We start from the raw sequence: 22,931 nt of genomic DNA, 5'->3' as shown, positions 1-22,931 counted from the left end.
GTAAACATATTGATTTATAACGTTTCGCTCCCATTCCCATAAAAATGGGCTACCTTTCTATTCTACCGTGTTTTGAGAAAAACTACAATAACAAAATCCCCTTAAAACCGCTTAAAAACAGGAAATACACTCAGGAACCAGGGCTTCCCCGCAGTGTTCCCTTACATAAGCCCTTAAGCGCTCTGTATCAGCTTCAGAAACGCCCCATACATCTGCCTGGAGTACCAGTTTATTGCCTTCGCCGTAGCGGACATAGGCCTCTGCCTTTGTAACACCGTCTGCGCTCTCTAAAGTCTGCTCCAGCTTATAAAGATCTAAGAACTTTCTGCCGGTAAGACCTTCCCGCATCACAGTGCGTCCGCCCTGTTCCAGAAATTCCAGGCGGCCGTCCGGCATGATACGTGCTTCCCTTCCTGTCTGGTACAGCATTCCCGGTCCATAAGGATTGGTGATCTTATCACTCCATCCAAGGGTAGGATGATCCATGATATACAGCTTGCCCCAGGCTCCAAATGGCTGTTTGCGGCAGCTTTCATCCAATACATATGCCTTTACCTGTTCATTTTCATCCACTCCCGGAATCAGCTCACAGCCGGCTGCTTCGTTGACTTTTCCTGCTTCTATATGGTAATGCAGCGGGAACAGATCTACAGAAAGACGGTTTTTCAGGTTTGCCGCCTGTCCTTCCTCTTCCATAGCTGCCACGATCTGCTCCATAACTGTCATAAACAGCTTCAAAAGTTGTGTGTCAAACCGGTTCTTCCAGTAACGCAGCTCATAATAATATCCCTTTTCATCCCACATAACCTGTAAATGGAATGGCAACGCATCTAGCTGTATCTTTTCACGCTCCACCGGCCAGCCGCCGATCTGATCGATATTTAAAATATCTCCCTGGTACTGAAAGAACATTTCATCTGCATGAAGGTTGGAAATATAGCAGCCCATGGTCTTCATGATCTGCTTTCCGGAGGTCTGGAGCAGTTCTTTTACGCTTTCATCCGTCTTCTGGGTGCAGCGGAAATAGTAGGTAAGGAATAATGGTCCTGCCAGTCGGTTCCAGCGGCTGTCCGTTCTTCCGCTGTGGATGCTGGTGCCTACCGTATCTTTTTCATTGCTGAACAGACCAATGCAGTAATTAAAGGCAGTTAAGAACACTACATTTTCAGAAATGCCGTTTCTGCGGCAGAAGGATAACAGTCTGCCCCGGTTAATCCCCTTAAAATGTTCCTTTAAAACGCCGTCTTCTCCCTGTTCCAGGTCATGACTGTCACATCTTGCAAGGATACTCTTTCTGATCTTAAAGCCCTTCATCAGATCTGCAAAATAAGCTTCATTTTCCTGTCTGAGCCCTTTGGCATCCCGCTCTTTTTCATCTAAAATATACTCGTAAAATGTATATTTCTCCTTTTCCACCTGCTTTCCTGCATAAATAGCATTGATATCCTCAAACAGCACATTCATAGTCATGCCGTCTCCCATAATATGGGCAATATCTAAAAACAGGTAATTGGCGGACTCTGTCATATAAATGCCCGCATGGTAAAGAGGCTCATTTTCTGTATACATATATGGGCGTAAAAGTCCCTTTCTGGTCTCTTCCCACTGGGCATCGCTTAAGGTGATCAGAGGAATATCTACCTTGCGGTCATCCTTTCTAAAATTCTTGTATGCCCCTTCATGAAGCTGGATCACGCATTTTAATTCCGGATGCACATCAAACATTCTCTCTACTGCTGTCTTTAACAGGTACACATTTACATGTGGATCCAGTTTAAATAAAAATGGCAGGTTGGCTGTTGTATTTCCCCGCATTACATAGGCAAAATACAGCTGTAAATTGGTCAGTGGATAAATGTCACGGACCTCAAACTCTTTCTTTCCCTCAGCAGCACGCTCTTTATAAAGAGCTTCCAGTTTTAAAACAGAACCATGCTCTAACAGGTCATTTAAGGTCATGGAAAGCTGCAGTTTTTCATACAGGTCTGTAAGAAGCAGCACACTTCCCAAAGAATCCAGTCCTGCGCTGTAAAGGTCGGTATCAATGCCAAAACGGCTGTGGCCTAACACGGCAGATACTGCATCATAGATCTTCTGCTGGAGATCATTTTCCGGTTTATGTACATTGACCTGCTCCTCTGCCTCCTGCTTCTTCTGGCTGAAATACTGGCTGCGGATAATCTTTTTGGAAGAAGTTTTCGCAAATGGAATGTCACGCAGATGGAAACGGGCAATCTTCTTATAGGAAGGAAGTCCTTCATTGTGCTTTTTAATGATCTGAGCCACTGTTTCCTCAATGTGATCAATGCCTGCAGCGTCTGCATACTTAAAGTTTGGATAAATCTCCGCTGCGATCATGTCATCTTCCCCATATACCAGGATATCCTCAATCAGCCGGTCGTCCACAAACAGGTTCTCCAACTGCTCCGGTGCCACATTTTCACCATTGCTTAAGATGATCAGGTTTTTCTTTCTGCCGGTAAGATACAGGAAATTCTCCTCATCTACATAGCCCAGGTCACCTGTACAAAGCCAGCCGTCCTCTGTGATCGCCTCTGCTGTCTTATCCGGCTCCTTATAATATCCCATCATAACAGAAGGGCTTTTTACCTGGATCTCTCCATCTACGATACGCACCTGGCACCGGTCTACGATCTTTCCTACAGATGCCACTTTATCCGGTCTGCTCCAGTCCGGGGATGATATTTTTGGAGAGCACTCCGACATGCCGTATCCCTGTGCAATGGAAATACCCAGACGGTTGAAATTAGCAGCCAGCTCCGGCGCCAGATAACCGCCGCCGCTGATGATCTTGTGCAGGCGCTTTCCCAGCACCTCCTGTTTAATGGAATTCATAGAACGACCTGTGTCCTGTCTGGAAAGAATAGCGATCTTATTGTAAAGGGCTTTTGCCACCATAGGCACCATACGGATCACAGTAGGCTGGAACAGCTGGATATGGGCTGCCAGACGGGCCATGTCCCGGTTCAGACACAAAACGCTTCCATAACGCATGACCGTAAATACATCACCGTTGATGCAGAATACATGGTGGATGGGAAGGATATTTAAGTAAACTTCTTTTTCAGGATGGTCTTTATCTGTGGTGCAGAAGTTATTATCCATCAGGTTGCGGTTGGAAAGCATAACGCCCTTTCCTCTGCCTGTTGTTCCTGATGTAAACAGCACCATAGCACAGTCTTCCTCAGAAACCACCGGATCGACACTGATCCCTGCATATCCCTTTAAGATCTGGTCCGAACATGGCACATGTTTTCCGTGCTGTAAGGAAATGCAGGCCCGAAGGCGTGGACATTTCTCCTTTACTGCTTCTACCAGGCCATAATGATCCCAGTCGTAAAATAAAATATCCAGGTCAGAACGGTTTACATTATCTGCAAAGGTCTCTTCATTTAACTGTACATCTAAGGGAACCACTACATTTCCGCTGGCCATAACGCCTAATAAAAATACCAGGTAATGGTGACTGCTGCTTCCCATTAATCCTACTCTTACCTTGTGGCCCGCTGCCGCGTCCTGCTCCCGCAGCCAGGCAGCTACCCCGCGGCACTGAGTTGCAAACTCATCATAAGTTACTTCATATACTACGTCATTTTCCTCATAGCGTAAAAATACCCGTCCGGCATACTCTCTTCCCGTATTCCAGACCAGGTCTCTTACTGTCTTTGTATTCTCGTATGAAATCATTGCTTTTCTCCTCATAAAACCACTTGAAAGATCTGCCAGCGGCAGCTCCCTTTCAACACATAACAACGGATCGACCCGCTCTGGCGGGTGATCGTTCATTTTATTGTACACAATGTCTATTAATGTCTATTAATAAACATTTACGCCCTAACTATAGCACAGAGACTCCCCACATGCAATGCTAATATTTTGAATTTCAAACTATTTGGCAACCAAGCCTGCATGAGTAAGCAGGGCAATAGCCCGGATTACGAATGCGGGCGGCAGTTGTGGGAGTGCCGAAGGCATGTAACAACTGGCTTTCATTTATAGCGACATAAAAATACCCCGGACCAGTCATGGCATCTGCCATATTTTCTGGTCCAGGGTATCCCTGCTGCAGCTGTCGCTGCCTTTTATCTTTTGTTTAAGGTGATCACATGATTGTGCCTGTTGTCACCAGTGGTCCGCCGCTTATGCAAGCGCTTCTTCTTCATTCTCCAGCAAAGTACTTTCATACTTATCCAGGATGATGCTTTGTATCATTTCCCTAGTACCGGAATTGATCGGATGGGCGATGTCGCGGTATTCGCCATCTGCTGCCTTGCGGCTTGGCATGGCGATGAACAATCCCTTTTCTCCCTCAATGACTTTGATATCGTGGATCACGAATTCATTGTCTAAGGTGATGGAGACGATTGCTTTCATCTTCCCTTCTTTCTCCACCCGTCTTACTCTCACATCTGTTACCTGCATGCTTTAATACTCCTTCCGCTTCCTCCGTCAGCCCCCGTGCTGCACCCCTTCTGAAGGAATCAGAAAAAAACGGGCCGCACTATTTACTACTTATCTACAGTGTGTAGCGTTCATTCTTCTCAATAACGATCTTGATGTTATCAGGTGTTCCGATATAGGTTGTATTGGCGCGGATGGTATCCCGGCTCTCTACGATACAGTTCTCGATCACTGTATTATCACCAATATAAACATCATTTAAGATAATAGAATTCTTGATGATACAGTTATTTCCAACGTATGCCTTCTTAAAGAGGATAGAGTTTTCTACCGTACCATTTAAAATACATCCACTGGAAACAAGGCTGTTCCTAACAACTGCTCCTGGATTGTATTTTGCCGGTGGAAGATCATCGATCTTGGTATAAACATCCGGATACTGTTTGAAGAAATAATCTCTTACTTCCGGCTTTAAGAAATCCATGTTGGTCTTATAGTAAGAATCAACGGTTGCAATATTGCTCCAGTAGCTGTCTAACTTATAAGCATAGATCCTCTTTAAGTTCTTATAACGTACCAGGATATCATTTACCAGGTCGTATCTGTCTTCTGCTGCGCAGCGCTCTAACAGCTCGATCAGCTGTCTTCTGCGGATAACATAGATACCACAGGAAATGGTGGTAGCGTCAGAAGCCATTGGCTTTTCTTCAAAATCAGTGATGCGTCCGTCATCATTTAACTTAACGCATCCGAAACGGGTAACATCCGTTCCCTCTTCCATATCTTTGCAGACAACGGTAATATCCGCTTTCTTCTCAATATGGTATTCCAGAACCTTGTTGTAATCCAGCTTATAAACGCCGTCACCAGAGGTGATAACTACATATGGCTCATGGCTGTTCTTTAAGAAGGTCAGGTTCTGGTAAAGAGCATCTGCTGTACCACGGTACCAGTCTCCGTTTTCAGGAGTAATGGATGGTGTAAATACATACAGTCCGCCCTGCTTACGTCCGAAATCCCACCACTTGGAGGAACTCAGATGAAGGTTTAAGGATCTGGAGTTATACTGTGTAAATACAGCCACATTCTGAATGTGGGAGTTTGTCATATTGCTTAATGCAAAGTCAATACTGCGGTAGCTTCCTGCAACCGGCATAGCAGCCACTGCTCTTTTACTGGACAGTTCCCGCATCCTCTTGCTGTTACCACCTGCTAATACGATACCGATTGCTCTCATTTCACGCCACCTGCCTTTATAATGTAATTTCCGCTTGCCAGTAATCCATCAGGATAGTCGCCTACGGTGGTCTCGCCTGCTATGGCGGTATTCTTTCCGATCTTTACGCCGTCCGGGATAATGGAGTTCTCGCCGATGGTAGCCAGGTCAAACTGATATACCTTCTGGTCATATGTACTTGGTGCGTATTCGCCAACACCGATCTGAACATCGGAACCAACTTTTACATTTTCTGCGATAATGGCCTTTTCAACGGATGTGCCTGCGCCGATGACGCTTCCCTGCATAACAATAGAGTCCTTAACAACAGCACCCTTTGCAATGGTAACGCCTGCTCCGATAACGGAGTTGATAACATCACCGTAAACTTCTGTACCTTCGCCAACGATACTGCGCTCAATGTGAGCATCGGAAGCAATGTACTGAGGCGGGATCACATCACTCTTGGTGTAGATCTTCCAGTATTCTTCATACAGGTTGAACTCAGGAATGATATCGATCAGCTCCATGTTTGCTTCCCAGTAAGAGCCAAGAGTACCTACATCCTTCCAGTAGCCATTGTACTCATATGCGAAGCTGCGGTCGCCCTTTGCGTGGCAGTATGGAATGATATGTTTACCAAAGTCACATCCAGGCTCGTCCTTCATCTTGATCAGAGCCTCTTTCAGAACCGGCCAGCTGAAGATATAGATACCCATAGAAGCCAGGTTGCTTCTTGGAACAGCTGGTTTTTCCTCAAACTCTGTAATACGGTTATGTTCATCAGTGATCAGGATACCGAAACGGCTTGCTTCTTCGATCGGTACCGGCATAGCAGCAATGGTGATATCCGCATTATTTGCTTTGTGATAATCAAGCATTACTTCATAGTCCATTTTGTAAATGTGGTCACCGGAAAGGATGAGCACATACTCTGGGTTATATGCTTCCATATACTCCAGGTTCTGATAAATAGCATTGGCAGTACCGGTATACCAGTCACTTCCCTTGCTTCTTTCGTATGGAGGTAAGATTGTCACGCCGCCAACATTTCTGTCCAAATCCCACGGAATACCAATTCCGATATGTGAATTTAAACGTAAAGGCTGGTACTGTGTCAGAACACCAACGGTGTCAACACCGGAGTTGATACAGTTACTCAGCGGAAAATCAATGATTCGGTACTTCCCCCCAAAAGATACCGCCGGCTTGGCTACTTTCTGTGTAAGAACGCCAAGACGGCTTCCTTGTCCGCCAGCTAAAAGCATGGCAATCATTTCTTTTTTAATCACGTTATCACCTCTTGCTGTTATATAATTTTGGTAAACATAATTATACCACAAACTTTATAAATAGTACACAAATATTTTAATATATTTTGTGTTTTTTATGCAGTTTTCCGACATTTTTCGATATCATGTTTTATATTTTACACTTTTCCCAAGATGTTGTGCCCTAAAAATCCTCCGGGCACTATATGTCCCCCGCCATTAACCAAGTGTGTTGGTAGGTGGGACATTTTTTCCTTTTCATGGCTGTACCGGGACCCTGCATTTAAAAGCGCTAGGAAAACCTGCATAAACGCATGAAAACCTTGAAACATTATGTGAAATACCTTATAATACCTTATAATATTGCATTTTTGCTTTTAGAAATTTTGTATTGGAGAAAAGGAGATATTACTCATCATGGATTTAGTTACAGTAAGAGAACTTTATAAAAATCCGGAAAAGTTCCTGGACAAGGAAATTACCGTTGGCGGATGGATCCGCAGCCTTCGTGATTCCAAGGCATTCGGTTTCATCGTTATCAGCGACGGAACCTATTTCGAGACACTTCAGGCTGTTTACCACGACACTCTGGAAAACTTCGCTCAGGTTTCCAAGTTAGGCGTTGGAACCGCTATCATCGTTAAAGGTACTTTAGTTGCTACCCCACAGGCAAAGCAGCCATTTGAGATCCAGGCTACTGAGGTTACTGTTGAAGGTGCATCTGCATCTGATTACCCTCTGCAGAAAAAGCGCCACTCTTTCGAGTACCTGCGCACTATTTCACATTTACGTCCAAGGACCAACACTTTCCAGGCCGTATTCCGCGTACGTTCCCTGATTGCCTATGCCATCCATCAGTATTTCCAGGAAAAGGACTTCGTTTATGTCCACACCCCACTGATCACAGGAAGCGACTGTGAAGGTGCAGGTGAAATGTTCCAGGTTACTACTATGGATCTGAACAACATTCCAAAGAATGAAGACGGAACCGTTGATTACAAGCAGGATTTCTTCGGAAAGCCAACCAATCTGACTGTAAGCGGCCAGTTAAACGCAGAGACCTACGCAATGGCATTCCGCAACGTATATACTTTCGGACCTACCTTCCGTGCAGAGAACTCCAACACCACCCGTCATGCAGCTGAGTTCTGGATGATCGAGCCGGAGATGGCCTTCGCTGATCTGGATGATGATATGCGCGTTGCAGAAGGCATGTTAAAGTATGTCATCAAGTATGTATTAGAACATGCTCCGGAAGAGATGAACTTCTTCAACAACTTCGTAGACAAGGGTCTGTTAGACCGTTTAAACAACGTTCTCAACTCTGAGTTCGGACGCATTACCTACACCGAGGCAGTGGAACTGTTAATGAAGCACAATGACAAGTTCGACTACAAGGTATCCTGGGGCTGCGACCTGCAGACTGAGCATGAGCGTTACCTGACCGAAGAGATCTTCAAGAAACCAGTATTCGTTACTGATTATCCAAAGGAGATCAAGGCATTCTACATGAAGATGAACCCAGACGGCAAGACCGTTGCTGCTGTAGACTGTCTGGTTCCTGGAATTGGCGAGATTATCGGCGGAAGCCAGCGTGAAGATGACTATGACAAGCTGGTTGCAAGAATGGATGAGCTGGGACTTAAGAAAGAAGATTACGGCTTTTACCTGGATCTTCGTAAATACGGTTCCACCCGTCATGCAGGTTTCGGACTTGGCTTTGAGCGCTGCGTAATGTACCTGACCGGTATGTCCAACATCCGCGACGTTATCCCATTCCCAAGAACTGTAAATAACTGCGAGTTATAATATCAATATACGACGCAAAGCAATCCATCTGTTTTGCACCATATGTACTCTCGAGACTCTTTTGCGCAGGTGCAAGAAACGTTTCGGGAGTATATCTATTTAAAGGAGAAATTCATGAAATTTATCCACACAGGTGATATCCACTGGGGAATGACTCCCGATGCAGATAAACCCTGGGGAAGTGAACGGGCCCAGGCGATCAAAGATACCTTTAAGAAGATCATTGCCCAGGCTGGAAAAATGCAGGCAGACTGTCTGTTCATCAGCGGTGATCTGTTCCATCGCCAGCCACTGGTGCGGGACTTAAAAGAAGTCAACTATCTGTTTACCACCATTCCCAATGTAAAAGTTATCCTCATTGCAGGAAATCATGACCGCATACGGGAAAACTCCGCTCTTTTAAGCTTTTCATGGAGCCCCAATGTTACTTTTTTCATGGACCCGGACCTTAATTCCGTTTATTTTGAGGATATCAATACGGAAATTTACGGTTTCAGTTATCACACCAGAGAGATCAAAAAACCTCTGTTAGAAGATATGCAGGTTTCCGTGAACAATCATATCCAGATCCTGATGGCACATGGCGGAGACACTGCCCATCTGCCTATTAACTTTAACAGCCTGGAGTTATCCCCATTTTCTTACATTGCCCTGGGACATATCCACAAACCTCAGGTGATCTCTGAGGATAAGATTGCTTACTGTGGATCACCGGAACCTTTGGATCTGACAGAAACGGGAGTCCATGGATATTTTACCGGCGAGATCCATCCTGAGACCCATAAATTAACACACCTGGAATTTGTTCCTGCTGCCACCCTTCAATATCTGCCTCTGGCAGTAAAAGTTTCCAGAGAAACCACAAACATGGAACTGGCTGACCGGATCATGGCAGAGATCCGCAAACGCGGGGAAGAAAATATTTATCGTTTCCGTTTAAAAGGCATGCGCGACCCAGATATAGAATTCGACTTATCTTCTTTGGAAGCACAGTTTCGCATTGCAGAAATTATTGACGATACAGAGCCGGATTACGATTTTTCTGCCCTGTTTGCAGAGCATTCCAGTGACATGATCGGATTTTTCATCCAGGCACTTCAGAAAGAAGATATGAGTCCTGTAGAGAAAAAAGCACTGTATTATGGAGTAAATGCCTTACTCCACACTACTGACGAAAGGAGCTGACCCAATGAAGATACTCAGTCTGCATATTGACGGCTTTGGAAAATTTCATGACAGGGACATTTCCTTTGAAGATGGCTTAAATGTAGTCTATGGAAAAAATGAAGCCGGAAAATCCACTTTACATACATTTATCAAGGGCATGCTCTTTGGCATTGAGCGCCAGCGGGGCCGCGCTTCTAAAAATGATACCTATTCCAAATTTCAGCCCTGGACCCAGAGCGGGGTCTATGAAGGTTTCCTGCGGGTTGAATGTGACGGGGAAGTTTACCGCATTGAGCGCCGTTTCCAGAAGGGGGACAAGCGCCTGTGCGTGATCAACGAAACCTCAGGAAAAGAAGAAGAAAATACAACTGCATTATTGGACAAGCTGCGCTGCGGCCTGTCTGAAACTGCCTATGACAATACCATCAGTATCGGTCAGTTAAAATGTGCCACTGACGGCGGAATGGTCTCGGAACTGCGAAATTATATCGCAAATCTGAACACTTCCGGAAGCATTGCTTTAAATATCACCAAAGCCAGCGCTTATTTAAAAAACCAGCGCAAGCAGCTGGAAGCCCATTTTGTTCCGGAAGCAGCTAAAAGTTATGCCAATATTCTTGGTGAGATCCGCAAGATCGAGCAGGAGATCTCTGCCCCTGAATATGCCAACCACCTTACAGCCAGGCGCCAGGAAAAGGGACAGTTAAAGAATGATCTGGATAAAAAGCAAAAAGAAAAAGAAGTGCTTTTGGAAAAAGCGGCTAAAGGCCGGCAGATCCTGGTCAACAGCCAGTTTGAAAATCAGGCCTCTGTAGAAAAATATACAGAAGAAGCCCGGAAACACTACCAGGATTACAACAACGCCTTAGAAGCCTGCAGCAAACATTCCCGCACGATCGGAGCTGTTTTTCTGTTTCTGATGGCAGTCCCCGGGCTGGCAAGCGGTCTGTTCCTCCTCTTATTCCCAAATACTGCCATTTCCCTGCTTTCAGGATTTGCGCCCCGGTTTTTACAGCTTTCTGGATCTCTTATAAAGATCCCTGCTTTATTAGCCATTCTCTGCGGTATCCTGTTTGCTGTAGCCGGCAGTATGCTACTTGCCCGCAGCCGCCATTTTAAAAAGCAGCTGGATACAGAAACCAGACAGCTTCAGGAGATCTTTTCAAAGCATCTGCAGGACCCTTCTATTTCTGAAGAGGCAATGGAAGCGTTAGAGGGAAAACTGGCCGGTTTCCTGCGTTTAAGCAAGGCTGTGGAACAGTCTGAAAATACCTTAAATACCATGGCAGCTGATATCAGCAGGCTCCAGGAAAAAGAAGAATGCGTATCAGACGAGATCGAGAAACAGCAACGGCTTCAGTGGGAACTGGAACAGAAATTAGAACAGCTGTCTGCCAAAAAGAATGAGGCAGAGCAGTTAAAACATGTTCTGACAGAAAATGAGCGCATTCAGGAAGAATTAAATGCTCTTGATCTGGCCCAGGAAACCATGACCCATTTATCTACTTCCATCCGCGACTCTTTTGGTCTTTACTTAAATAAAACTGCATCTGAACTGATCGAAGGTATTACCGGCGGCATCTACCGCAGTATGAGCATTGACCAGAACTTAAATATCTTTATGAACACACCAACCCGTCTGGTTCCTATTGACCAGGTCAGCAGCGGAACTATGGACCAGATCTACCTTGCAGTTCGTCTTGCCGCAGCAAAGCTGGTTATCAGCGACCGCGGCACCATGCCACTGATCTTTGATGACAGTTTCGTCCTCTATGACGATGACCGTTTAAAAACTGCCTTAAAATGGCTTGCAGGTGCCTGGGACAGCCAGTGTATCATCTTTACCTGTCATCAGAGGGAAGAAGCTATATTAAAGAGCGAAGGAATTGAGCACCACCTGATACAGATTTAGACTAAACAGACATGTCACCTGATAGTTTTTCCAGGTAGATAACAACAATCCCCGTGTCTATGTACAAATATGTACAGACACGGGGATTTTCTTATGTTTGTTACCTCAATGTAATACCGCACCTGCGATCACACACAAAATAATGGTAATGATCATATCCGGCAGTGTATTTCCTACAGGAAGGTCCACATTCATCAGGATACGGTACAGAACAAAACCGATGACCCAGATCACCAGGTTTCTGGTATCAAATGCAGTTTTTCTTCTGTCTCTGTGTAAAATAAAATAATCTGCGATCTGAATGGCGATCATTGGCGCAAATACAGAACCGATGAGATATAAAAATCCGGTAATATCATCCATTGGGAACACAATAGCGCCAATGGTTCCCACAACCGTAACAGCTACTGCCACATACTGTCCCTTAAACTGTGGGAAAATGGACTCGTTGGAGATACCTGCAGAATAAGCATCCAGGAAGGTAGTTGTTACAGTTGAAAATACTACGATGATCAGGGCGATCACACTTAAACCGGCCTTTAACATGATCTGGGCGATGTCAGACTCACCAGTGAGGATAGATGCGCCCATACCGATCAGATACATCCAGCAGCTTACCAGACCATATACCACAGCGCTGACTGCAGTTGCGGCTACCGGCTTTTCTGCCTCTCTGGTATAGTCACTGATCAGCGGCAGCCATGATAATGGCATAGCTACTGCCAGTTCTACAGCAGCACCAAAGGAAAGGCTGTCATCCGGCTCTGTAAGAATACTGTTTCCACTGAAAAAGATCACCTTGCACAGTACCAGTGTCAGTAAAAACAAAGCTGTCATTGCAACGGTATTGATCTTTCCAAGATTGGTGATACCTACCATGATCCATACAATGATCAGAACGCCGATAACCAGGCACCAGATCCAGTGTCCGGAAGAAAAGATACCGCCTGCTGCCAGTGCGCCGTCATAGATCATGATCGCGGTCCAGCCAACCAGCTGTAATACATTTAACAGGGCAAAAAACAGTCCGCCCTTATTGCCGAAACTGCTCTTTACTGTCTCCATAGCACTTAAACGGCTGTTTCCGCCGATGACGCCTGCCAAAAACAGAAGAACGCAGCCGATCACATGTCCCAGTAAGATAGCCGCAAGTCCACGGCCAAATCCCAGGGTGGAAAAATAAGTACCTGTCAGGATCTCAGCCAGGGAAACACCTGCGCCAAACCAGATCAGTCCATTATCAAAAAGGGAAGTTTTCTTTTCCATTCTTACTTTGCCTCCCTCGTGTATTCATTATCAATGGCAAAACCATGATCCATAGGGCCGCTGCCTTTTCCAAGATCCAGCATTGCTGCCAAAGCGCCTGAAATATAGTCCTTTGCACGCTCTACGGAAGTTTCCAGATCAAAGCCTTTTGCCAGGTTGGAAGCAATGGCAGATGATAAAGTACAGCCTGTTCCATGGGTATTTGGATTATCAATACGCTTTCCTGCAAACCAGCGTCCTTTTCCTTCGCTCCAAAGCAGGTCATTGGCGTCATTTAACTTATGTCCGCCTTTGCACAGTACGGCGCAGTTATATGTCTCAGAGATCTTCTTTGCGGCAGCTTCCATATCTGCGACAGATGTGATCTTCATTCCCGTCAGTTCTTCTGTTTCCGGTATATTTGGTGTAAGGATCTTTGCCAGCGGGAATAATTCTGCCTTTAAAGTCTCAATAGCATCTTCACTGATCAGTCTCGCTCCGCTGGTCGCTACCATGACCGGATCTACTACTACATTTTTCGCATCATACTGCTTTAACTTTGCCGCGATCATGCAGATCAGCTCTTTGTCTGATACCATACCGATCTTTACTGCATCCGGATAAATGTCAGTAAAAATACAGTCTAATTCCTGTCCTAAAAATTCCGGAGTGGCATTTAAAATTGCCTCTACTCCTGTTGTGTTCTGCGCAGTCAGTGCTGTGATCGCGCTCATGGCAAATACTCCGTTTGCCATCATTGTCTTAATGTCGGCCTGAATACCGGCGCCTCCGCTGGAATCACTCCCGGCGATCGTTAATGCTGTTTTCATAATCGTCTTCTCCCTTCTCAGCATTCCCACAGTGTATACAATGTACGTTTGACATGTTCTACTGCAGGCCACGTTTTATTATGCGACATAAGGTGGTGCCCCCAATATGCCGCCTGGAAGACCTAAGACCGGAAAAAAGCTCCGCATTTTTCCGGTTTTCGCGGCATTCGCCATGGTCTCCCGCAAGCGCGGACTTTGGCTCATTGCACACGAAAAAGCGGATATGCCTGCAACAGACATATCCGCTAAGATCACACTCTAAAAAGACCTCGGTTTTATATCCCTACGTTGGCATTATCCAAATCAGGTTACGGGTCTGGGAAACACATCCCACTCTCAGCCGACTGACTGCCAGCTCCCCTTTTCCAGTTCTTTACTATTATAGTGCGGTTTTATTTGATTTTCAAGTTATTTTTAGTTGGTACCAATAGACATGGTCTCTGGCAGTGTGCTGCCACCGTCGATAACGATCTGGGATCCGGTCAGGTAGCTGGATTCGTCGCTTCCAAGGAATGCGAACAGTTCGCCAACTTCGATCGGTTTTGCAAGACGCTTCATAGGAACACCTACAGCGATATCTGCAATAGCTGCCTCTGGGTTCTCAGGATTGGACTCAACTGCCATCTTCTCAACCATTGGTGTACGTGCATATCCTAACTGTGAGCAGTTTACACGGATATTGCGGCTTGCATACTCAACTGCCAGGCACTTGGTCAGACCTACTAATGCAGCCTTTGTCATAGCGTATGCTGCTTCACCAGCATCAGCAACGATATCACCGGTTACAGAAGAAGCGATAACGATGTTGCCGCCGCCCTGCTTTAACATGTATGGGATAACTGCCTTACAGGTGTTCCATACACCCTTGATATTTACATCAATGTGGAAATCACGGGTCTTATCATCCATTTCCTCAAAAGGAGCCAGACGGCACACACCTGCGTTGCAGCATGCAACATTGATCTCACCAAATTTTTCAACACCCTGTGCAGCAGCTGCATCCATCTGTGCGCGGTCAGCTACGTTTGCAACAACAGTAATGATCTCTGCGTTGTATTCTTTTCTCAGCTTTTCAGCAGTCTTTTCTACTTCCGGAGATAAGTCTACCATGATCAGCTTTGCGCCGTATTTTGCGTATGCGGTAGAAATACCTTCACCAAGTCCTGCAGCAGCTCCTGTAATTAATGCAACCTTACCATCCAATTTAGCCATTTTACATTCTCCTTTACATATAAAAAATTGTTATTGTTTTAACTATTATAGTTATTATATATGCCAGACGGTTTCCCGTACAGGTTCAAAATTAAGTTTCTAAAACTTCTTTAAGCCTTCCACTGTTTCGATCTCTACCGGATGTTTTTTCCAGTTTACAAGGACCATCCACAGCCATAAGAGGACTCCTACTCCCAGGTAAATTCCAAATGACTTCCAGGAACCAGCGCTTTGTCCTAACGTACAGAAGAAAGCGATGACTACTGCAATGATAAGAGCTAATACTCTTGTGAAATTTCCACCTTTTAATTTATAAGGAGATACCCAGTTTGGATATTTCTTGTGGATCCGCATTGCTGAGATCATCGTCAGCGCATATGCGCAGGCACAGCCAAAGCTCATCAGATTGAAAAAGTCATTCATAAAGGTGGTGGCATTCTGCAAAAGCAGGAATACCAGGGATATGATGAGAAGCAGGATATTTGGTAATACCGGCTGCTGATGACTGTTTAATTTTGTAAATGCCTTTGGAAGGAAATTGTTTTCTCCCATTGCATACATCAGACGAACGGTTGACAGCCAGAAACCAAGTAAGCAGGTGCCAATGGCACAAAGGATCGCTGCAATACCAAAGATCACTGCAAATACACCCCAGCCGCCGCCTAACTGCTCCATCATGGTGATGGCCAGAAAACCATTAACAGCTGCGCCCCCTTCTTCTACCAAAGGCTGTACCGGCATGCCGCCCAGTCCGAAGAAAAACAGGGAATATACAATACCGCAGGAAACGATGGAACCGAGGATAGCTTTGTTAGAGTCTTTAATTGGGAAGTCTCCCTCTTCTACCATCTGCGGCACTGTTTCAAATCCGAAAAACGGAGTGATCAAAAGAGCCATTCCTATGATCCAGGACGGAATGCCAAAATGGCTGCCCACCTGTGAATAGAAAAAGTTCTTAAAGTTATCAAAGCTCCACACACCTGAGAACAGGAAGGCTACCGTTGCCACGATACAACCTGCAATGGCAAACATGAGCATGTACAACTGGATCTTACCGGCGATCTCCACATTCTGCAGGCTCAGAGCACAATAACCAATAAGAGCGACCAGAGCAACTCCTTCTATAAGAAGGAAGCTGCTTTGGATATGAAGTACATGGAACATCCACTGGACAATGGCCATAACTGCAGACGGCGGAACTGCGATCCAGGCTGCCATGATCAGCCAGGAAGAGAAGAAACCAATATGTTTATTAATACCTACTGTATTGTAGATCAGCTCTCCTCCTGCCCTTGGAAACAACGGTGCCAGTTCGCAGTAGACCATAGCAATCGGAAGGATCAACAGCGTCATCAGGATAAATCCTAAAAATGTACCCGCACCACAATATTCATAGAAAATGGTATCCCAATATCCGATAAAGGTGAAAATAGCACCTGCGGCAATGGCATATACATAGATCAGACGAAGACTTTTCTTCAGTCCGCCAGACTCATTTTCTGTATTTTTTGTATCAGACATGTTTTTATGCTCCTTCTTTATCCAGGCATGTCTGCCATGTCATTTAAACTTTTCTCAACTTTCTTTTAGAACTTCTGGATACCATCCGGAGTCTCGATCTCTACCGGATGTTTCTTCCAGTTTACAAGTACCATCCAAAGCCAGATCACAACACCTACACCCAGATATACGCCAAAGCAGATCCAGGAATCAATTCCCTGTCCCAGTGTACAGAAGAATGCGATAGCAACTGCGATACACATTGCAAAGAGACGGAACGCATCACCGCCCTTTACGGTGTTGGAACTCTTCCAGTCTGGATGTTTTCTATGAATACATACTGCGGAGATCATAGTCAGCGCATATGCACATGCACAGCCAAAGCTCATCAGGTTGAAGAACGCGCTCATAAAGTCTGAGGAGTTCTGAAGTACGATAAAGATAAGAGATAATACCAGCAGGAATACGTTTGGAAGCATTGGCTGCTGATTTTTGTTTACAGCTGCGAATACCTTTGGCAGGAAGTTCTTATTTGCCATAGAGTACAGCATACGGACGGTAGACATCCAGAAACCCAGTAAGGAAGCGCCCATACCTAAGAGGCAGGAAAGGATACCTACAATGATCGGCCAGAATGTCCAGCCCAGTACATTCTGCATGGTAGCAATGGTTAAGAAACCATCCTGTGCAAAGTTTGTATACACATCCTTTAATCCATCCAGACCTGCTACGCAGAAATAATAGAACACATAAATGCAGCCACAGGTTAAAATGGAACCGCAGATTGCTTTCTTGGAACTCTTGATCGGGAAGTCACCTTCCTCAACCATCTGAGGTACTGTTTCAAATCCGAAGTATGGTGTGATCAGAAGTGCCATGCCAATGACCCATCCAGGAATACCATATACGGAGTCCAGAGTAGACTGGAAAATATTTCCAAAATTTGAAATATGCCAGTGACCGGAGAACAGAAGGATAAATCCTGTTAAAATTGTAACGGTAATGTTGCAGAACAACATACCTGCCTGAGCCTTAACTAAGAACTGTACATTCTGGATACTCATAAAGAAATACAGTACTAAAAGAACCGCTGCACAGCCTACCATCTGCCATGTTCCAAGTCCCAGAGCAAAGGTCTTATTTACCCATGTCATGATCGCCATAACAACAGCCGGCGGAACAGAGATCCACGCTGCCATGATCAGCCAGGAAGCAAGGAAACCTACGTGTTTGTTGATACCAACTGTGTTATAGATCAGCTCTCCGCCTGATGTATGGAACAGAGATGCCAGTTCACTGTATACAAGGGCTACCGGAAGAATAGCCACTGTCATCAGTGCAAATGCAAGGAATGTACCGCTTCCGCAGTATCCGTAAAAGACAGAATCCCAATAGTTTACGAACGTAAAAATTGAACCCGTAGCAACTGTATAAACAAAGATGAGTTTCAAGCTCTTGTTTAAACCGCCGCCCTTATTTTGCTTGTTTTCCATTATGAAACGACTCCTTTTCGTAAGTTTTTTCCGGCAGTTGTAAAACCGCCGCCGGGAGAGACCCATATAAAGGCCCTAGAGCCCTTAACTGGGCCACAACTCCAGGTAACGTCCGAAAATCCACGCAGATCATAAGCAATAAAAAAGCCCAAAAACTCTGTAAAAAGTTTCTGGGCTTCGATGCCTTTCTGTGGTACTGATATACGCCGTTGCATATCAGGTTTAATTGAATTTTCAGTGTTAAAGAGATATCGCTTTAATTGTCTACATCATAGCACTCACACATTATTTTGTCAATAGTTTAACAAGTTTTATTTTAAACTATTTTTATTTTATGTTTAGAATTATTTTAGATTATCCAGCCTGGGGCATGGAAAAAGAAAATCTTATACTGGTTCCATTTTCCCCTGTTTCTATAAACAATTCTCCTTTCAGGCTTGATTGTACCAGACTGCTGATCAGGCGGAGCCCCAGTCCGCTGTTTGCCCTGGAAATCTTCTTATTGTCAAAGCCGCAGCCATCATCCTGCACTGTGATCCAGGAGTAACTGGCGCCTTTTTCGATCTTCAGCCTGATCTGTCCCTGTTTCCGGTCCTTAAATGCATATTTTAAGCTGTTTTGAACCAGTTCATTAACAATAAGAGCCACCGTAGACGCCGTTGTTTCTGTAAGTATCACATCATCCCCATCTACCCTTGTAGAAATACTGCACGTTTCTTTTAAACAGTTATTTTCCAGTAAAACATCTGTAATACGGGAGATCAGGACTTTTAATCCCACATTTTCACTTCCTGTATGAGAAAGCAGGTCATAAGTGATATTCATGCTGCGCACATGACTGGTAATGGTCTTTGCAAAAGCTTTTACTTTTTCATCCTTTGTATGGACCGCTTCCAACCCGATCAGACTGATAATCGTCTGAAGATTATTCTTGACCCGGTGATGTACCTCATGGATCAGCGCCACGCGGTAAGCGATCTCATCCTCCATCTGATGTACCACTGTCTTATCCCGGAAGATAATCGCTGCGCCCTGGCAGGTGCCATTTTCCCAGATACCGCTGATGACCGCATCCATGATGAAATTCGGTGTACGTACCTCTCTCCGTATTACGCCACGATGTTCTGTAAGATCAGACCAATTGCAATCCGTAATGTGCAGTTCGCTGCATCTGCGGCCAATCAAAGGCAGTTCAAATCCCTTATCCTGATACAGAACTTCTGCCTTGGGATTGACAAATGTACATATTCCATTTGCATCATAAAGAAGAATGGCATCCTGAAGATAATCGCTGGCTTTTCCAAGCTGCCTGTTAAAAGGATCCTGTTTTCCTTCCTGATTATTGATAATACGGATAGACTCTGTATCTGCACCGGCATTGGGATATTCGTATGTCAGCGCCCCTATTACCTTTTTTTCGCTGTTAAGTATAGGGCTTACAGTATGCCGCACTACCGTTCTTCCTTCATCAATGATGCCGATTAGTCCACGGCCGGAAATGCCTTCTTCCAGCGCCCGGTACACAGCCGGCTCATCTTCCCTGCGCTCAATCTCCCCAATGATACTGCGTTTATACAGATCATAGTTTGGATGTCTGTACTGAGCAATGACCATGGACTCTTTTTCTCTTGTAAGCACATTGATGTATGTATCTCCGCCTTCCAGATTTCCCACAAAAGGGAGGGAATGCGCCACCTCTAAAAGGGTGCAGATATCCCCGCAGCTAAGATCCGTTGCCGCTTCTACCAGTTGCACCATTTTTTTATCTGTATCATTTTGTATCATGTCACTGAGAAGCTTATTTTTCTTCTGTTCCATAAATTCCCTCTCTGCTTTTGTGTCAGCCTTCATATGCTTTCAAAAGCATTTTTGACAGTTCCGTCATAGAGATCCCCTTATCCATGGACAGACTGCGGATATAAGTAAATGCTTCTTTTTCAGACATGTTTTTCCGCTCCATCACCAGACCTTTTGCCCGGTCTAAATATTTTCTATCATCCAGGGCTTCCTGCGTCTTGTGAAACTCCTTCGCCATAGCTTCTCTCTGCTTATAGTTATGGATCGCGATCTTTACTGCCGGTATCAGTGTATCTTCATCTACCGGCTTTACAATATATCCCATTACATCTGTATTGACTGCCTGATCAGCAATTTCCTTGTCACGGTAAGCCGTCAAAATAATAACAAATCCAGCCAGCTTATCCTCGTTGATCACTTTCGTTGCTTCCAGACCAGTCATCACCGGCATATTAATGTCCATAATAACAAAATCCGGCTTTTTCTGTCTGCACACTGCGATCGCATCCAGACCGTCTTCTGCTTCTCCTACTACTTCATAACCATTGTTTTCTAAGATTTCCCGAATATACATGCGGATCAGCACTTCGTCATCTGCGATCACTACTCTGTACATATTGTCCCCCTTACATTGTCTGCTTATTCTGTCTCTCTCTTCTGTCTGTTATCTTAATTTGTTTCTGTTTTTCCTACCCCATTTTTATCCATTTCAATAGCCTCCGTAATATTGGAAGCTGTTCCGGACTGGATCAACTTAGACAATCCTAAAAGCTTATCCGTATTCAGGTACTCTTTTCCAAGATATGGACCAAAGGTGTCTGTAATATGGATGTTCTGCTGGCGGATGCTGCTTTCTAACTGAGCAAGACTGTCGTTTACTTCCTGTAATTTCTGTTCTTTTTCTTCGATCTCTGCCCTGTGGTTCCCCTCGATCTCATCGGCAATAATATTTCTGGTCACATTTTCAAAGCTGCTGATGGCATCTTTTTTCTTTGCTGCTATATCAGACAGTTCCTGCTGTGCGCAGGCAATCTCATCATCATATTTCTCCAGATCATAAATATCTTCATTGCCGTCCTTTTCAATACTGTGGACAATGACTTTGATCTTCTTTTCATTGGAGCTTAACAGGTTGCGGATCTCCCGGCCCTGCTTTAAGGCATCATGATAACGGGAACGGCTGCGGTTTCCAATGGTCACATACAGACCGCCGAAAATAATGATATCTGCAAAATAAACCAGTACCAGATACCAGATCTTACGGTCCGGAAGCAGGAAATAAACACCGCATGGAAGTGCTAAAAAGCAGATCAGGAACGTAATAAAACCAATCAGACGCTCCTTAAGTCCTCTTGCATAGTACAGGGAATAATAAAATGTAGTGCGACAGAATACAGGCACTTTATCCTTCTGGAACATGGTCTTCATCTGGATCTGCAAGTCCCTGTTGTGTTCCCGAAGTTCACTGGTCTCCTCTGCGATCCGTTCCTTCATTCCCTTGTTTTTGGCTTTTTCCCGCTGGGTCCTGGCTTTTTTCAGCCGTTCCTGACCTTTTGCGATCTCTTTGTCATAGCTTGTATCGATCTCGCTGCGCCGCTTTTTTATGGTCTGGTTCACCGAATCTGTCACTGCCTTTTTCGCAGCTGCCAACTCTTTTTCCTGGCGCTCTCCCTGTTCTTTTAACTGCTTTGCTGTCGCCTGATCATTATTCAGACGATACACTGCATCCCTGGCATCTGCCAGAAATTTCACATAATCAGTAATAGCCTGCTCCACCGCCCAAGTACCTCCTCTCCTCCCGAATTTCGGGGGATTTTGTCAATAGTTATAGCTTACTACAAAACCTGTAACAGGGCAAGGGCCAGCTGTCTGTTTGGCAGCTGGCCCTTGTTTCCACGCCGCCGCAAAGGTGGATCTTTACTTTCGCATTTTCCTTCTCCCCAGAGAATGCATTTGGCTTTGCTTTTACCCAGCAAGCGGCATGTCCGCCCATAACAGGTACTGCTTTTAAACATGATTTAATATTATTTTTATTCATAAAGTGAATCTAATGTAAACAACAATACATCCTCTTCTGATAATGCTTCAAACCACTCTGTGTATCCTGATAATAAATCTCTCCCTGCCCCATCTCGATCACACTGGTAGCCTTTGGGATAAACTCATACCAGAATTTGAACATATAATCTCTTAAAACATACTGGGTCTTCTTTTTATTTTTCTCATCTGTAATACACTTTTTCTTTTCAACCAGACCAACATTTATTAATTTATCCAGGGAGTATAATACTGTTGGTTCTTTTTCTCCAATTTTTCCCGCAATCGTATTAAGCGTATTTTCGCCAAACGCGATCTGCTCAACAATATTATTTACAAGGGATATATCCGAAAATTCCATAACAAATTGCCTTATCCTCATTTGAATAGTTTGGAACAAATTTCGCAGCATCTAAGTAATTGAACGCCTCTAATTTGATCTGCGAATCACGTCTTCCAAACAGAGGGCTCTTTTCACTGAGTACCTTTTTCTCCATAAAGCTAAGTGCAGAGCCACATAAGATCACTTTAAGGTCCTTATCATTCCAGTCTCTATCAATATATTTCTGCAAAACAGATAAAAGAGCGTCATCTTTTTCGGCCCAATATGGCAGTTCATGGCTGCATGAAAGAATATTCTGATTGCAGCCGTTTTTTATAGATTATACGCAGTATTCTATGCTATACTAACTAACATGTACACACGGTTCAACAAAAAAGAAAGGCTGGAAAATACATGTTTCGGATGTGGGGAAAGATCATGAAAGACAACCATCTGGTGAAAGATATGGTGGCCTGCTGCGGCGATTATTCTATTTCCAGAACCCAGATGGTTTTTAATTGTTTAGATGAAATATGCTATAAGTTTGACCTGGAAAAGCCCATGTGGCTGGATGCTACAGTCCAGGATTTTAAATATCACGACAAAGCCCGGTTTACCCAGGATAATTTTATTGAGACTGTGGATTTTGATTATTTAGAGATACAGGTGATCGAGGAATAAAACGGTTAACCGCGCCT

The 22,931-nt window shown here is 44.6% G+C and carries 17 protein-coding genes and 1 riboswitch; of the genes, 4 read left to right on the top strand and 13 right to left on the bottom strand.

Annotated features, from left to right (window positions below):
- Positions 1 to 111: 111 nt before the first annotated feature.
- The 4 genes from DW251_RS12425 to DW251_RS12410 form a co-directional block, all read right to left on the bottom strand.
- On the bottom strand, positions 112 to 3,708 hold the full coding sequence (locus DW251_RS12425; protein WP_182433617.1) for an AMP-binding protein: 3,597 nt from the start codon (positions 3,706 to 3,708) through the stop codon (positions 112 to 114).
- A gap of 453 nt (positions 3,709 to 4,161) precedes the next feature.
- Entirely contained in the window at positions 4,162 to 4,443 is a 282-nt protein-coding gene (spoVG, locus tag DW251_RS12420) for a septation regulator SpoVG (RefSeq protein WP_021868840.1), read from the bottom strand.
- A gap of 94 nt (positions 4,444 to 4,537) precedes the next feature.
- The gene (gene glgD, locus DW251_RS12415; protein WP_021868841.1) at positions 4,538 to 5,659 is read right to left on the bottom strand and encodes a glucose-1-phosphate adenylyltransferase subunit GlgD; all 1,122 of its coding nucleotides are present in this window, start codon (positions 5,657 to 5,659) and stop codon (positions 4,538 to 4,540) included.
- Positions 5,656 to 6,930, bottom strand: coding sequence for a glucose-1-phosphate adenylyltransferase (locus DW251_RS12410; protein WP_021868842.1), 1,275 nt, complete (start codon positions 6,928 to 6,930; stop codon positions 5,656 to 5,658). The genes glgD and DW251_RS12410 overlap by 4 nt, the downstream gene beginning before the upstream one ends.
- 396 nt (positions 6,931 to 7,326) lie before the next feature.
- On the opposite strand from DW251_RS12410, the gene asnS reads away from it, so the two are divergent.
- From asnS to DW251_RS12395, 3 genes are all read left to right on the top strand, one after another.
- Positions 7,327 to 8,718 (top strand): asparagine--tRNA ligase, encoded by a 1,392-nt coding sequence (asnS, locus tag DW251_RS12405; protein ID WP_021868843.1) that lies wholly within the window; start codon positions 7,327 to 7,329, stop codon positions 8,716 to 8,718.
- Between the two features lie 114 nt (positions 8,719 to 8,832).
- Entirely contained in the window at positions 8,833 to 9,903 is a 1,071-nt protein-coding gene (locus tag DW251_RS12400; protein WP_118301321.1) for a metallophosphoesterase, read from the top strand.
- 4 nt (positions 9,904 to 9,907) lie between these two features.
- Positions 9,908 to 11,797: an AAA family ATPase gene (locus tag DW251_RS12395; protein WP_118301320.1), complete on the top strand. Its 1,890-nt coding sequence runs from the start codon at positions 9,908 to 9,910 to the stop codon at positions 11,795 to 11,797.
- A 105-nt stretch (positions 11,798 to 11,902) separates the two neighbouring features.
- On the opposite strand, the gene cytX is transcribed toward DW251_RS12395, so the two are convergent.
- The 9 genes from cytX to DW251_RS18350 all read right to left on the bottom strand — a co-directional run bounded on the left by cytX (position 11,903) and on the right by DW251_RS18350 (position 22,272).
- A complete protein-coding gene (gene cytX, locus DW251_RS12390; protein ID WP_021868846.1) occupies positions 11,903 to 13,063 on the bottom strand; it encodes a putative hydroxymethylpyrimidine transporter CytX in 1,161 nt (386 codons plus the stop codon).
- Positions 13,064 to 13,065: 2 nt separating this feature from the next.
- Complete coding sequence (gene thiD / locus DW251_RS12385; protein WP_118301319.1) at positions 13,066 to 13,872, bottom strand: bifunctional hydroxymethylpyrimidine kinase/phosphomethylpyrimidine kinase; 807 nt, start codon at positions 13,870 to 13,872, stop codon at positions 13,066 to 13,068.
- A gap of 263 nt (positions 13,873 to 14,135) precedes the next feature.
- A riboswitch (TPP riboswitch) is annotated at positions 14,136 to 14,244 on the bottom strand.
- A 42-nt stretch (positions 14,245 to 14,286) separates the two neighbouring features.
- Positions 14,287 to 15,084: an SDR family oxidoreductase UcpA gene (gene ucpA, locus DW251_RS12380; protein ID WP_021868849.1), complete on the bottom strand. Its 798-nt coding sequence runs from the start codon at positions 15,082 to 15,084 to the stop codon at positions 14,287 to 14,289.
- A gap of 99 nt (positions 15,085 to 15,183) precedes the next feature.
- Complete coding sequence (locus DW251_RS12375) at positions 15,184 to 16,605, bottom strand: APC family permease (RefSeq protein ID WP_021868850.1); 1,422 nt, start codon at positions 16,603 to 16,605, stop codon at positions 15,184 to 15,186.
- A 65-nt stretch (positions 16,606 to 16,670) separates the two neighbouring features.
- A complete protein-coding gene (locus DW251_RS12370; RefSeq protein WP_021868851.1) occupies positions 16,671 to 18,077 on the bottom strand; it encodes an APC family permease in 1,407 nt (468 codons plus the stop codon).
- Between the two features lie 354 nt (positions 18,078 to 18,431).
- Entirely contained in the window at positions 18,432 to 19,895 is a 1,464-nt protein-coding gene (locus DW251_RS12365; RefSeq protein ID WP_021868852.1) for a histidine kinase N-terminal domain-containing protein, read from the bottom strand.
- 22 nt (positions 19,896 to 19,917) lie between these two features.
- On the bottom strand, positions 19,918 to 20,490 hold the full coding sequence (locus DW251_RS12360) for a response regulator (RefSeq protein WP_118301317.1): 573 nt from the start codon (positions 20,488 to 20,490) through the stop codon (positions 19,918 to 19,920).
- Positions 20,491 to 20,543: 53 nt separating this feature from the next.
- The gene (locus DW251_RS12355) at positions 20,544 to 21,650 is read right to left on the bottom strand and encodes a hypothetical protein (RefSeq protein ID WP_021868854.1); all 1,107 of its coding nucleotides are present in this window, start codon (positions 21,648 to 21,650) and stop codon (positions 20,544 to 20,546) included.
- A 271-nt stretch (positions 21,651 to 21,921) separates the two neighbouring features.
- Complete coding sequence (locus DW251_RS18350; RefSeq protein ID WP_243034948.1) at positions 21,922 to 22,272, bottom strand: MarR family transcriptional regulator; 351 nt, start codon at positions 22,270 to 22,272, stop codon at positions 21,922 to 21,924.
- A 375-nt stretch (positions 22,273 to 22,647) separates the two neighbouring features.
- Between DW251_RS18350 and DW251_RS12345 the strand changes: the two genes are divergently transcribed.
- Positions 22,648 to 22,914, top strand: a complete 267-nt coding sequence (locus DW251_RS12345) for a hypothetical protein (RefSeq protein ID WP_021868856.1) — start codon at positions 22,648 to 22,650, stop codon at positions 22,912 to 22,914.
- Positions 22,915 to 22,931 lie beyond the last annotated feature (17 nt).

It is taken from the genome of Clostridium sp. AM22-11AC (assembly GCF_003473545.1).
Classification (GTDB): Bacteria; Bacillota; Clostridia; order Lachnospirales; family Lachnospiraceae; genus Enterocloster.
The sequence above is the reverse complement of the archived record's forward strand: the minus strand, read 5'-3'. Positions and strand labels throughout refer to the sequence as shown.

Coding starts and splice junctions, on each gene's coding strand:
- DW251_RS12360 (WP_118301317.1), bottom strand. CDS start 20,490: ATGTACAGAGTAGTGATCGCAGATGACGAAGTGCTGATCCGCATGTAT.
- DW251_RS18350 (WP_243034948.1), bottom strand. CDS start 22,272: ATGGAATTTTCGGATATATCCCTTGTAAATAATATTGTTGAGCAGATC.
- glgD (WP_021868841.1), bottom strand. CDS start 5,659: ATGAGAGCAATCGGTATCGTATTAGCAGGTGGTAACAGCAAGAGGATG.
- DW251_RS12375 (WP_021868850.1), bottom strand. CDS start 16,605: ATGTCTGATACAAAAAATACAGAAAATGAGTCTGGCGGACTGAAGAAA.
- DW251_RS12425 (WP_182433617.1), bottom strand. CDS start 3,708: ATGATTTCATACGAGAATACAAAGACAGTAAGAGACCTGGTCTGGAAT.
- DW251_RS12400 (WP_118301321.1), top strand. CDS start 8,833: ATGAAATTTATCCACACAGGTGATATCCACTGGGGAATGACTCCCGAT.
- ucpA (WP_021868849.1), bottom strand. CDS start 15,084: ATGGCTAAATTGGATGGTAAGGTTGCATTAATTACAGGAGCTGCTGCA.
- DW251_RS12395 (WP_118301320.1), top strand. CDS start 9,908: ATGAAGATACTCAGTCTGCATATTGACGGCTTTGGAAAATTTCATGAC.
- DW251_RS12345 (WP_021868856.1), top strand. CDS start 22,648: ATGTTTCGGATGTGGGGAAAGATCATGAAAGACAACCATCTGGTGAAA.
- DW251_RS12370 (WP_021868851.1), bottom strand. CDS start 18,077: ATGGAAAACAAGCAAAATAAGGGCGGCGGTTTAAACAAGAGCTTGAAA.
- thiD (WP_118301319.1), bottom strand. CDS start 13,872: ATGAAAACAGCATTAACGATCGCCGGGAGTGATTCCAGCGGAGGCGCC.
- DW251_RS12365 (WP_021868852.1), bottom strand. CDS start 19,895: ATGGAACAGAAGAAAAATAAGCTTCTCAGTGACATGATACAAAATGAT.
- asnS (WP_021868843.1), top strand. CDS start 7,327: ATGGATTTAGTTACAGTAAGAGAACTTTATAAAAATCCGGAAAAGTTC.
- cytX (WP_021868846.1), bottom strand. CDS start 13,063: ATGGAAAAGAAAACTTCCCTTTTTGATAATGGACTGATCTGGTTTGGC.
- spoVG (WP_021868840.1), bottom strand. CDS start 4,443: ATGCAGGTAACAGATGTGAGAGTAAGACGGGTGGAGAAAGAAGGGAAG.